This window comes from Bradyrhizobium sp. DOA1 (assembly GCF_001593325.1).
GTDB lineage: Bacteria > Pseudomonadota > Alphaproteobacteria > Rhizobiales > Xanthobacteraceae > Bradyrhizobium.
The window spans coordinates 185,247-197,359 of record NZ_JXJM01000001.1 but is presented as its reverse complement, the minus strand read 5'-3'; the positions used below and the strand labels follow the sequence as shown (position 1 = coordinate 197,359).

General features: G+C 65.7%; 11 protein-coding genes. 6 read left to right on the top strand and 5 right to left on the bottom strand.

Features of this window, described 5'->3' with window-relative positions:
* The first annotated feature begins 10 nt into the window (after positions 1-10).
* Together SE91_RS00910 and SE91_RS00905 are read left to right on the top strand one after the other, a co-directional pair.
* The gene (locus SE91_RS00910) at positions 11-1,399 is read left to right on the top strand and encodes a lytic murein transglycosylase (RefSeq protein ID WP_197489402.1); all 1,389 of its coding nucleotides are present in this window, start codon (positions 11-13) and stop codon (positions 1,397-1,399) included.
* Positions 1,400-1,570: 171 nt separating this feature from the next.
* Complete coding sequence (locus SE91_RS00905) at positions 1,571-3,286, top strand: SGNH/GDSL hydrolase family protein (protein WP_061846244.1); 1,716 nt, start codon at positions 1,571-1,573, stop codon at positions 3,284-3,286.
* A gap of 187 nt (positions 3,287-3,473) precedes the next feature.
* Here SE91_RS00905 and SE91_RS00900 read toward each other — a convergent pair whose 3' ends face one another.
* Both SE91_RS00900 and SE91_RS00895 read right to left on the bottom strand, forming a co-directional pair.
* Complete coding sequence (locus SE91_RS00900; protein WP_008546679.1) at positions 3,474-3,842, bottom strand: CsbD family protein; 369 nt, start codon at positions 3,840-3,842, stop codon at positions 3,474-3,476.
* Between the two features lie 64 nt (positions 3,843-3,906).
* A complete protein-coding gene (locus tag SE91_RS00895) occupies positions 3,907-4,644 on the bottom strand; it encodes an SDR family NAD(P)-dependent oxidoreductase (protein WP_008546681.1) in 738 nt (245 codons plus the stop codon).
* 98 nt (positions 4,645-4,742) lie between these two features.
* Here SE91_RS00895 and SE91_RS00890 point away from each other — a divergent pair, with 98 nt between their 5' ends.
* Both SE91_RS00890 and SE91_RS00885 read left to right on the top strand, forming a co-directional pair.
* Positions 4,743-5,522, top strand: coding sequence for an SDR family NAD(P)-dependent oxidoreductase (locus SE91_RS00890; RefSeq protein ID WP_061846243.1), 780 nt, complete (start codon positions 4,743-4,745; stop codon positions 5,520-5,522).
* A 190-nt stretch (positions 5,523-5,712) separates the two neighbouring features.
* The gene (locus SE91_RS00885) at positions 5,713-6,600 is read left to right on the top strand and encodes a TauD/TfdA dioxygenase family protein (protein WP_061850854.1); all 888 of its coding nucleotides are present in this window, start codon (positions 5,713-5,715) and stop codon (positions 6,598-6,600) included.
* A gap of 172 nt (positions 6,601-6,772) precedes the next feature.
* Here the strand turns inward: SE91_RS00885 and SE91_RS00880 are convergent, their stop codons facing one another.
* On the bottom strand, positions 6,773-7,417 hold the full coding sequence (locus SE91_RS00880; RefSeq protein WP_060737154.1) for a YqgE/AlgH family protein: 645 nt from the start codon (positions 7,415-7,417) through the stop codon (positions 6,773-6,775).
* 140 nt (positions 7,418-7,557) lie between these two features.
* On the opposite strand from SE91_RS00880, the gene SE91_RS00875 reads away from it, so the two are divergent.
* Both SE91_RS00875 and SE91_RS00870 read left to right on the top strand, forming a co-directional pair.
* On the top strand, positions 7,558-8,397 hold the full coding sequence (locus SE91_RS00875; protein WP_061846242.1) for a protein-disulfide reductase DsbD domain-containing protein: 840 nt from the start codon (positions 7,558-7,560) through the stop codon (positions 8,395-8,397).
* A gap of 205 nt (positions 8,398-8,602) precedes the next feature.
* Positions 8,603-9,970 (top strand): flippase, encoded by a 1,368-nt coding sequence (locus SE91_RS00870; RefSeq protein WP_061850853.1) that lies wholly within the window; start codon positions 8,603-8,605, stop codon positions 9,968-9,970.
* Positions 9,971-10,126: 156 nt separating this feature from the next.
* Here SE91_RS00870 and SE91_RS00865 read toward each other — a convergent pair whose 3' ends face one another.
* Both SE91_RS00865 and SE91_RS00860 read right to left on the bottom strand, forming a co-directional pair.
* A complete protein-coding gene (locus tag SE91_RS00865; RefSeq protein WP_061846241.1) occupies positions 10,127-10,915 on the bottom strand; it encodes a 3-hydroxybutyrate dehydrogenase in 789 nt (262 codons plus the stop codon).
* A 1-nt stretch (position 10,916) separates the two neighbouring features.
* Positions 10,917-12,092 carry a DUF3734 domain-containing protein gene (locus SE91_RS00860; protein WP_061846240.1) on the bottom strand — a complete coding sequence of 392 codons (1,176 nt, stop codon included), beginning with the start codon at positions 12,090-12,092 and terminating at the stop codon, positions 10,917-10,919.
* Positions 12,093-12,113 lie beyond the last annotated feature (21 nt).

Sequence of the window (12,113 nt, the reverse complement as noted above, 5' to 3'; positions counted from 1 at the left end):
CGGATGGGACATGATGCAATCAGCGGCACGATTGGCAAGACAGGCCGGGTCAGTGGCCGGTGCGACGATGATCGCAGCGGCTCTGCTGCTGCCTGTCGGCGCGCACGCCCAGGCGCAGAACGGCCTGTCCAATCTGTTCGGCGGCATCTTCTCCGGCCAGAACCCGGCGCCCGCGCAACCTGCGCCGGGCGCGCCAACGGGAGCTCCCCCTTGGAGCGGCGAGGATGGCGCTTCCGGCCATCCGCTGATGACGGCCGCAGCGATCCGCGAAGCCGCGGGAAATTTCAACAATTGCGTCGCGGCGATGTGGCCCGATGCCGCACGGCGCAACATCACCCAGGAGAATTTCCAGCGCTTCACGGCCGGGCTCTCACCTGACCTGCGCATCATGGATCTGATGGACTCGCAGCCGGAGTTCACCAAATCGATCTGGGCCTATCTCGACATTCTCGTGAACGACAACCGCCTCGCCACGGGCCGCGAGATCCTCGCCAAATACAAGGCGCAGTTCGACGCCACCGAAAAGGCCAGCGGCGTCGACCGCTACATCATCGCTTCGATCTGGGGCATCGAGTCCAACTACTCGACGCAGATGGGCGATCGCAGCGTGCTGCAATCGACCGCGACGCTCGCCTGCATCGGCCGCCGCCAGGCTTATTTCAAGGACGAGTTCCTCTCCGCGCTGGAGATCCTCAACCGCGGGGATCTGCGACCGGAGCAGCTGCGCGGCTCCTGGGCCGGCGCCTTCGGCCCGACCCAGTTCATGCCGACCGCATTCAAGCGCTTTGCCGTCGACGGCGACGGCGACGGCCGGCGCGACGTCGTCGACAATCCGACCGACCTGATCGCGTCGACCGCCAACAATCTGAAGAAGGACGGCTGGCAGGCCGGCCAGACCTGGGGCTTTGAGGTCGTGGTGCCGCAAGGCTTCAACTACATGCTGGCCGACCGGGCCAAGGCGATGACGATCGCGCAATGGGAGAAGCTTGGGCTGAAGCGGGCGACGGGCCAGGCCTTCCCGCATCCGGCGGAGAAAGCCTATCTGCTCGCGCCGGCCGGCGCGCAGGGACCGGGCTTCCTGATGCTCCAGAACTATCGCGTGATCATGAAGTACAACCCGGCTGAGGCCTATGCGCTCGCGATCGGCCATTTCGCCGACCGGCTGCGCGGAGGGCACCCCTTCGTGCAGCCCTGGCCGCGGCAGGAGCGGGAGCTGTCGCGCACCGAGCGATTGGAACTGCAGCAGCTGCTGGCCCAGCGCGGCTTCTACAAAGGCACCCCGGACGGCCAGTTCGGCGGCCAGACACGGGAAGCCCTGCGCCATTTCCAGGCCTCGATCGGCGTGCCCGCGGACGGCTTTGCCTCCTCCGACGTGCTGGATCGGCTCCGCGGGCGGTAAAATCGCGCCGAAAGTAGCCCTGAACGGGGATTTTGCCAGGCGGCCTTGACGGCGGCCGCTGTTCCCCGGTGTATGGACAGAGAAATCTGCAATGGAATTTGCCCGTTTCGCGCCGGATTCCGTTATTATATCGAGCTAACTTTAGTCCTCATTGCGCGTGCCCGAGATCGCATGTCGAAGAAGTCCCTATTCAAGGCGCTGACCGAGACCGGCCCGCTGATCGCGCTGGGGACGGCGCTTGCGATCCTGGTGTCGGTGGCGGCCCCCGCCTCGGCGCAGTTCTTCAATTTCCCCGGCTTCGGCGGACCGCCGCAGCGTTCAGCCCCCCCGCCCCAACGGGGCGGCGGTGGAGGCGGCGGCGGCTGGTTCGGCGGCGACTTCTTCGCGCCCTTCCAGCAGCAAGCGCCGCAGGCGCCGCGCCAGGATTTTTCGCGCGCGCCGGCGCCGGCCAAGCGCGACACCATTCCTGAGAAGAACGTGCTGGTGATCGGCGATGCCATGGCCGACTGGCTCGCCTATGGCCTGGAAGACGCCTACAGCGAGCAGCCCGACATGGGCGTGATCCGCAAGCACAAGACGACGTCCGGCCTGATCAAGTACCAGCCCAGGGGTGAGCCCTCGGATTGGGCGGCAGCGGCGAAGGGCATCCTCGAGACCGAGAAGCCCGATGTCATCGTCATCATGCTCGGCCTCAACGACCGCGCCGCGCTTCGCGAGCCTGTGACCGACAAGTCGGACAAGGCCGCGGATAAGGACAAGGACAAGAAGAACGACAAGGGCGCGCGCGCCAAGCCGCCGGCCAAGCCCGGTGAGACGAAGCCCGGCCCCGATAGCGCCGCCAAGCCGGACGACAAGCCTGCCGATGCCGATCTGCCGCAAGACGATGCCGACAACGCCGACACACCTGCGGCCGCGCCGGAGAAGACCGCGCGCAATCCGAACGGCCTCTATGAATTCCGCGACGAGCGCTGGATCGAGCTCTACGGCAAGAAGATCGAAGAGCTGGCCAATTTGCTCAAGGCCAAGGGCGTTCCGGTGCTCTGGGTCGGCCTTCCCGCCATTCGCGGGCAGAAGGGCACGGCGGACATGCTGTTCCTGGATTCGCTGTATCGCGAAGGCGCGGCCAAGGCCGGCATCACCTATGTCGACGTCTGGGACGGCTTCGTCGACGAAGCCGGCCGATTCCTTCAGAAGGGCCCGGACTTCGAAGGCCAGATCCGCCAGCTGCGCAGCTCCGACGGCGTCTTCTTCACCAAACCCGGCGCGCGCAAACTCGCTCATTATGTCGAGCGCGAGATCACGCGCCTGCTCGCGGGACGCTCCGGCCCCATCGCGCTGCCAAGCGAGCCGGCGACGCCGGACACCAGCGCCGAGCCCGGCAAGCCGGCGCCGCGACCTCTGGCCGGTCCGATCGTGCCGCTGGTTGCGGCCTCGATCTCGGCCGATCAGTTGCTGGGCGGACCGGGCTCGCGTCCCGCCGCCGTCGATGCGCTCGCGGCGAAGACGATGGTGAAGGGCGAGCCGCTGTCAGCCCCCGCGGGGCGTGCCGACGATTATGCCTGGCCGCGCCGCGAAGTCGGCCGCGAGCAGGCCAAGGGCGACACGCCTGTTGCGGCCACGACGCCTGACGGCAGCGCCGCACCGGGCTCGCCGGGCGCGGCCGCCGCGATCGCGCCGCCAAAGCTCGCACCGAGAAGGCCGCCGCCTCCGCAACAGCAGCCCGCCCAGGCGCAGCCGACCTTCCGGGATTTCTTCGGCTTCGGATCGCCGCAGCCACCGCCGCCGCGTCAGTTCGCGCCGGCGCCAGGGCCGCGCAACCCGACTCCGAACCCCGCGATTCCGCGGCCGCCCGGCAATGTCGGGCGATCGGCGGAAGTCATCCGGTAGTTTCCAAGCTGAGGTCTGGTGTCCCGGACGCGACGCAGCGCGAAGCGTTGTGACGCCGAGCCGGGACCCGGTTCGAGCGGCATCCACGAGCAGCATTCACGAAGAAAAAATGGGCCCCGGATCTGCACGGCAGCGCCTTGGCGCTGACGCGCGTCCGGGGCAGGAGAATGCGTGTTTGTCGCTCGGCTTAATAGCGCCAGCGCGGCGGCGGACGGCGGGCAGGACGCGACATCAGGAGCGCGAGCGCAAAGCCGATGCCGCCGGCGACCAGCAGTGAGCCGAGCGGATTGTCCTGCACCTTCTTCGACAGCGCCTGTGTGCCGTCGCGGAAGGTCTCGCCGCTGTTCTCATAGGCGTCCTTGGCGTAGCCGGCGGCGGTGTCCGTGGCATCGCGTACGGCGTCCTTGGCCTGGCCGTAGAGATTCTGCACCGTACCCGCGGCCTCCCGCGCCTTACCCGACGCCTGCGTCTTCGCATCACCCGCCATGTCTCCGATCGCGCCTTCCGCGCGGCCGGCGTATTCCTTGGCCGATCCAACAATCCGATCCGTGTCCATGATGATCCTCCTCGGTGGTCAGCCGAAGTAACCGATCAGACGCAGCGCGGTTCCTTGTCGTCGCCTATAGAATGAGACCGCCATCGACGACCAGCGTCTGGCCGACGATGTAGGACGACAGCGGCGACGCCAGGAACAGCGCCGCGCCCGCCATGTCGGCCGGCGTGCCCAATCGCCGCAGCGGGATGCGCGCCAGCGCGCCTTCGAGCCGCTTGGGATTGTCTGTCGTCACCTTCGTCATCTTGGTGTCGACGAGGCCGGGCGCGATGCCGTTGACGCGGATGCCGTCCTCGGCCCAGGCCTCGCCCAGCGTGCGCGTCAATCCGACCGCGCCGGTCTTCGAGGCGTTGTACGCGGGATTGCCCATGGTGGAGTGATAGGCGGCGGTCGAGGACACCATGATCAGCGAGCCCTTCGCGTCCCGCAACATGGAATGAAACCGCGTCGCACAGGCCATCAGGCTCATCAGATTGACCTCGACGACCTTGCGGAAACCCGCCATCTCGAATTCGCCGCGGCGATAGAGCACCGCACCCTGTGCCAGCACCAGGATGTCGAGCCGATCGAACGACGGCTTGTACGCCTCGATCGCACTGGGATTGCTGACGTCGAGCTGCGCGTAGGCAAGACCGGTGAGATCGGAGCCTTCATGGGCTGAATATTCCGTTGCGTGAGCACGCGTGCCGCACACCGCGACATCCGCACCTCTGGCGCGAAAGGCCTGCGCGATGCCGTTGCCGATGCCGCTGGAACCGCCGACCACCAGCACCTGCTTGCCTGAGAAATCGAGCTCGTTTGCCATCGCGGCCTCCCTTGTTTTTCTGCTTGTTTGACCTGTCTGCGGATCGATGACAGCCTTGTCAATCATAACAAGAACGAGCAGGGCGCGAGGAAAACAGCATGTCCGAATTCAGAGAGCTCAGCCGGTCCGTGAAGGGCCTGACCGTCCTCGTCACCGGCGCGGCCAGCGGCATGGGACGCGCCACCGCGCGCGTGTTCGCCACTGAAGGCGCGAACGTCGCGGTCACGGATTTCGACGAGCACGGCGCGAACGCGGTCGCCAGGGAGATTACGGCGAGCGGCGGATCGGCGCAGGCCTGGAAGCTCGACGTCGCCGATGCCGGCGAGATCAAGCGCGTGGTCGGCGATATCGCCGGGCGTTTCGGCGGGCTCGACATCGTCGTCAACAATGCCGGCATCTCCGTGCGTGTCGCGATCGACGACGAGGCCTATGAGGACGCATGGGCCAAGGGCCTCGCCGTGATGCTGACGGCGCATCCCCGCATCATCCGCGCCGCGCTGCAGCATTTGCGGAAGTCGAAGAGCCCACGCATCGTCAACATCGCCTCGACCGAGGCGCTCGGCGCCACCGCCTTGCACAGCCCCTATTCGGCGGCGAAGGGCGGGGTTGCCAGCCTCACCCGTTCGCTCGCGGTGGAGCTCGGCCGCGAGGGCATCACCGTCAACTGCATCTGTCCGGGGCCGATCCGCACCGCCATCACCGATCGCATCTCGGAAGAGCACAAGACCATCTACGCCAAGCGCCGCACCGCGCTCGGCCGCTACGGCGACCCCGAGGAGGTCGCGCATATGACGCTCAGTCTCTGCCTGCCGGCGGCTTCCTTCCTCACCGGCGCGGTGATCCCGGTCGACGGCGGGCTGATGGCGCGCAACGCGTAGGGGTTTACAAAGGCGCGTAGCCCGGATGAGCGAAGCGACATCCGGGACTTTGCTTGTGTTTTTCCCGGGTATCACTGCGCTCACCCGGGCTACGGGCTGCTATGCACGGCGAGCGTTGACAACCAGGAGCGCCAGAGTAGCCTTTTTCCCGACAGAGCGGAGAAACCGCTCGCACATGCGGGAGAACGCCATGACGATCGCCATCCGGCAGCTTCAGAAACATTTCGTCGGCGAGGTGTCCGGCCTCGATCTGCGCAAGCCGCTCACGGCGGATGAGGCGCGCGAGGTCGAGGCCGCCATGGACAAATACGCCGTGCTGGTGATCCACGACCAGGACATCACCGACGAGCAGCAGATGGCCTTTGCGCTGAATTTCGGCCAGCGCGAGGAAGCACGCGGCGGCAACATCACCAAGGCCGATGAATACCGCCTCACCTCGGGCCTGAACGATGTCTCCAACCTCGGCAAGGACGGCAAGCCGCTGCCGAAGGACAGCCGCGCCAATCTGTTCAATCTCGGCAACTGCCTGTGGCATTCCGACAGTTCGTTCCGCCCCATCCCGGCGAAATTCTCGCTGCTGTCGGCGCGCGTCGTGAACCCGAAGGGCGGCAACACCGAATTCGCCGACATGCGCGCCGCCTATGACGCGCTGGACGACGAGATCAAGGCGGAGATCGAGGACCTCGTCTGCGAGCACTCGCTGATGTATTCGCGCGGATCGCTCGGCTTCACCGAGTACACCGACGAGGAGAAGGAGATGTTCAAGCCGGTGCTGCAGCGGCTGGTGCGCACCCATCCCGTCCATCGCCGCAAGTCGCTGTATCTCTCGTCGCATGCCGGCAAGATCGTGGGCATGAGCGTGCCGGAGGGCCGGTTGCTGCTGCGCGATCTCAACGAGCACGCGACGCAAGCAGAGTTCGTCTACGTCCACAAATGGAAGCTGCATGACCTCGTGATGTGGGATAACCGTCAAACCATGCACCGCGTCCGCCGCTACGACCAGTCGCAGCCTCGCGACATGCGCCGCGCGACGGTCGCGGGAACGGAGCCGACGGTGCAGCAGCAGGCAGCGGAGTAGGCAAGGCACAGCGCTCCTCAGCAACCGGCGTCATCGCCCGGCTTGGCCGGGCGATCCAGTATTCCAGAGACGGCGATGATTGAGCCGAAAGGCCGCGGCGTACTGGATGCCCCGGTCAAGCCGGGGCATGACAGCGGAGGGGACGTACGACATCGAAACGATGCCACACCCCTTACGCGTGTCCCGCCTCGTTCGACAGCATGCCCGGGTCGATGCCGATCTTCTGAAGAGCGCGGGTGTATTTGTCGTCGACGTCGTCGCCGAAGATCAGGTCAGCATCCGCGTCGCAATGCAGCCAGCCATTGCCCTGGATCTCGGTCTCGAGCTGGCCCGGCGCCCAGCCGGCGTAGCCGAGCGCGAGGATGGCGTGCTTGGGGCCGGAGCCGTTGGCGATCGCTCGCAGGATGTCGACGGTCGCGGTGAGGCAGACCCCGTCGTCGATCCGAAGCGTCGCGTTCTCGATGTAGAAGTCGCTGGAATGCAGCACGAAACCGCGCCCGGTGTCGACCGGGCCGCCGCGCAGCACCTTCATGCTTTCGGCGTTTTCCGGCAGCTTGATGTGCTCGCCTTTCTTGACGATGCCGAGCTGCATCAGCAGTTCGGGAAAGTCGATCGAGCCCGCGGGATGGTTGACGATGATCCCCATCGCGCCTTCGGCAGAATGGGCGCAGAGATAGATCACGGAGCGCTCGAAGCGGGGATCACCCATCACGGGCATCGCAATCAGGAGGCGGCCGTCGAGGTAACCGGCCGAACTGGGGAGCGCGGGGCTCGCGCTGCGGGTGCTGGCGCCCGTCCTTTTACCTGTAGGAGCCATGGTGAAGCACTCCGGTTTCAATTCCTATCCTGATGTCGGGCCCGGTCGCTGTCAAATCAAGGCTTGCAGGACTTGATTCCAATGCATCCATCACAAGCAATTCAATGGTTTGCCCCGAGGCGACCCTGTAAAGACGTGCCATGTCCAGCATAGTTCCCCTGCGTGCGGCGATTGGCGTCGCGACAACCCTGCTTGCGTCGTCTCTCGCGATCGGAGCCCGTGCCGACGATGCGTCGTCGTGGCAGCGCGACGGACATTCCGCAGTGCGGCTGGTGGCGGGGTCGCGCAGCGGCGCCGTCCTGCTCGGCGGTATCGCCTTCCAGCTCCAGCCGGGCTGGAAGACCTACTGGCGTACGCCCGGCGATTCCGGCGTGCCGCCGCGGTTCGACTTCTCGAAGTCGGACAACGTCGAGGCGGTGACGGTCATGTGGCCGGCACCACTGAAATTCGACGACGGCGCAGGCGGGCATTCGATCGGCTATCGCGACCAGGTCGTGCTGCCCTTGCGCATCGTCGCCAAGGCCGCCGACAAGCCGGTGACCTTGCGCGCCGAGATCAATTACGCGGTGTGCGAGAAGCTCTGCATTCCCGTCGAGGCCAGCGCCGAGCTCGGCTTCAACAGCGTCGCCTCGACCGAGGACGCGAATCTGCGTGCGGCGCTGGACACCGTGCCCAAGCCGGCCAATATCGGTGATCCCAATCCGCTGACCATCCGCGACGTCAAGCGCGACGGGCCCAAGAATGTGGTGGTCGACGTGGTGACGCCGGACAACCGCAGCGTCAATCTGTTCGTGGAAGGGCCGACACCAGAGTGGGCGCTGCCGATTCCGGCTCCGGTTCAGCACGGCTCGACGGACGTGAAGCGATTTTCCTTCGAGCTCGACGGATTGCCTCCTGGAGCCAAGCCCGACGGCGCCGCGCTGAAGTTCACGCTGGTCGGACCGGAGAAGTCGTACGAGTTCAATACGAATCTGGAGTGAGGCTGCGCTGTCGTTCCGGTAAGGCCGGAACAGCGACGACCGAGTTGCCCTGCTCGCACCAAATATCTCGCTGTCGTCCCGAACGAGCGCGCTTCAAGCGCGCGCTGATTCGGGAGGCGCGACACCGTGCCAATCCAACCGAATGTTAACGAATGGTTGCTAGGCCGGAGGCTGCCGCAGCATGCGGGATGCCGGGGACCTCGAATTGGCCGTGATGGATGCACAACCCGCAACGACCGGACCGGCCGGGCTGATCGCGCGGCTGCGCGCCAGGCTGACGGGCGGCTCTAGCGAGGCGTCGCTGACGCGGCGGCTGGCCGGCACCATCTTCATCATCCGCGTCATCAGCGCCGGCCTTGCCTATGTCTCGCAGGTGCTGCTCGCGCGCTGGATGGGCACGTCAGACTACGGCATCTACGTCTATGTCTGGACCTGGGTGCTGCTGCTCGGCAGCATGATGGATTTCGGCATCTCCGCTTCCGCGCAAAAGATCATTCCGGAGTACCGCGCCAGTGGCGAGCAGGCGCTGCTGCGCGGCTTTCTCTCCGGCAGCCGCTGGCTGACCCTTGCCGTTTCGACGGCGATCTCGCTCGCCCTCGCCGGCATCGTCAAGCTGCTCGCGCCCTGGATCGACCCGGCCGAGGCGCTGCCGCTCTATATCGGCTGCATGACGCTGCCGGCGTTCGTCGTCGCCAACACCCAGGACGGCATCGCGCGCTCGCACGACTGGATGCAGCTCGGCCTGATGCCGCAATTCATCATCCGTCAGGCGCTGATCATCGGAATCACGGGCTCTGCCTTCCTGCTCGGCTATCATCTCGGCGCAGTCGCCGCGATGGTCGCGAGCGCCGGGGCGGTCTGGATCGCGATGGCCGGTCAGATGGTGGTCTTGAACCGCAAGCTCGCCGAGCACATCGAGCCAGGTCCCAAGACCTACGACATAAGCGGCTGGCTCGCCGTCTCGCTGCCGATCCTGCTGGTCGAGAGCTTCTACCTGCTGCTGTCCTACACCGACGTGCTGGTGCTCCAGCAATTCCGCCCCTCCGAGGAGGTCGGCGTCTATTTCGCCGTGGTGAAGACGCTGGCGTTGGTCTCCTTCATCCACTACGCGATGTCGGCAACGACGGCGCATCGCTTCGCCGAATACAATGCGAGCGGCGAAAAGGCGCGGCTGTCGGCCTATGTGGCGCACGCCATCGGCTGGACGTTCTGGCCGTCGCTGGCGGCGACCGTCGTGCTGCTGGCGCTCGGCAAGCCGCTGCTCTGGCTGTTCGGGCCACAATTCACCGTCGGCTACGACATCATGTTCGTCGCCGCGATCGGCCTCGTGGTGCGCTCTGCGATCGGCCCGGTCGAGCGGCTGCTCAACATGCTAGGACAGCAGAAGATCTGCGCGCTGGCCTATGCGCTGGCCTTCGTGATGAACCTCGTGCTCTGCATCGTGCTGGTCCCGCGCTACGGCGGCCACGGCGCCGCCGCCGCCACCTCGATCTCGCTCACCTTCGAGACGGTGCTGCTGTTCTGGATCGTGCGGCAGCGCCTCGGCCTGCACGTGCTGGCGTTCGGGAAATAGGCGACGATCAAGAAGGCCGCCCCACTCTCACTGTCATCGCCCGGCTTGACCGGGCGATCCAGTACTCCGACGCGGTTATGATTGACCGAGAGGCCTCGGTGTACTGGATGCCCCGCCTTCGCGGGGCATGACCGAAAGTTATGAGGTTGGCGCGCCCTACTCCGCCGTCCAGCCGCCGTCGATCGAGAGATTGGAGCCGGTGATCTGCGCGGCATCGTCGCTGCACAGGAAAAGCGCCAATGCTGCGACCTGCTCGGAGGTGACGAACTCCTTGGTCGGCTGCGCATCGAGCAGCACATCGTTGATCACCTGCTCGCGCGTCAGATTGCGCGCCTTCATCGTATCGGGGATCTGCTTCTCGACCAGCGGCGTCCAGACGTAACCGGGGCTGATGCAGTTGCAGGTGATCTTGTGGGTCGCGACTTCCAGCGCCACGGTCTTGGTGAGGCCGGCAATGCCGTGCTTGGCCGAGACGTAAGCCGACTTGAAGGGCGAAGCCACCAGCGAGTGCGCCGACGCCGTGTTGATGATGCGGCCCCAGCCTTTCTTCTTCATGCCGGGCACGGCCGCGCGGATGGCATGGAAGGCCGAGGACAGGTTGATCGCGATGATCTGGTCCCACTTCTCGAGCGGAAACTCCTCGATCGGCGAGACGAACTGGATGCCGGCATTGTTGACGAGGATGTCGACGGAGCCGAACGTCTTCTCGCCGAGCGCGATCATGCCGGCGATCTCGGCGGGCTTGGTCATGTCGGCTGACGAGTAGATCGCCTTGACCTTGAAGTCGGCCTCGATCTTGGCACGTTCCTTCTCGATGTCCTCGGGCGAGCCGAAGCCGTTGATGACGACATTGGCGCCAGCGGCGGCGAAGGCACGTGCGTAAGCCAGCCCGATGCCGCTGGTCGATCCGGTCACGACGGCGTTCTTGCCTGACAGACTACCCATTCTATTCGCTCCTGTTTGGCGGGGGCGCGGTGACGTCCCCCGTGAGATCGTAGGCCACCATGGTTTCGCCGGACTGCGGCTGCTCGAGCCAGTCCTTGTGGCGCATCGACAGATGCACGTCGCGCACGCCCGCTTCCCAATGCTCGACCATGGCAACGTGCGAGAAATCGTAATCCTTGGACGAGGATTCGTAGTTCTTGCTGCGATAGATCAGGTGAACCACCGTCACCGTGCTTTCGCGCGACGCCTTGGACAGGAATTCGACGGACGGATCGTTCTTGAGGTAATCAGGCAATTTGGAGATCAGGTCGCGCACGGCACGGCGGGCGTTGTGGATCTGCTTGTTCTTGTCGGTGTTCATCCGCGTGCGGCTGGAATAGCGGATGTCCTTCTCGCGCTCGGCGGCTTCGAGCAGCGAGGTCGGCAGGTCGCCGCGGGCGGAAAACAGGTCGACCTGGAAGATCAGCATGTCGCGCTCGAGCTCGGTATCGAGCACGTAGTCGAGCGGCGTGTTGGAGGCGATGCCGCCGTCCCAATAATGCTCGCCGTCGATCACGACGGAGGGAAAGCCCGGCGGCAGCGCGCCGGAGGCCATGATGTGCTCGGGGCCTATCTTCTTGCCGAGCTTCTTGAACTCGTAATTGTCGAAATATCTGAAGTTGCCGGAGGTGACGCCGACCGCGCCGACCGACAGGCGCGTCTTCACATCGTTGATGCGGTCGAAATCGACCAGGCGCTCCAGCGTCTTCCTCAAGGGCGCGGTGTCGTAATAGCTCTCCGCTTCGGGATGGCCCGGCGGCCACAGCGGCGCCGGCGGCACGCGCGGCACGAAGAAGCCGGGCACGCCGAAGGTCGCGATCAGCGCCGCGCTGGTCGAGTTGAACAGCTCGCGGCTGTGATCGCTCTTGCCGATCGGCTTCCACGGCACCGGCGCCGACACCATCTCCCAGAATTCCTTGAGCCGGTCGATGCGGGTGCGGCCCTCATTGCCGGCGATGATGGCCGCGTTGATGGCGCCGATCGAGATGCCGGCGACCCATTCCGGCTCGAAGCCGAAGCCGCACAGCGCCTGGACGGCGCCGGCCTGGTACGAGCCCAGCGCGCCACCGCCCTGGAGCACCAGGACACGTTGCGCGTTCGCGGGGATGCTGGCGGAGTCCGGGCGATGATCTGTCATGGGAGAACGATATCAAAACGG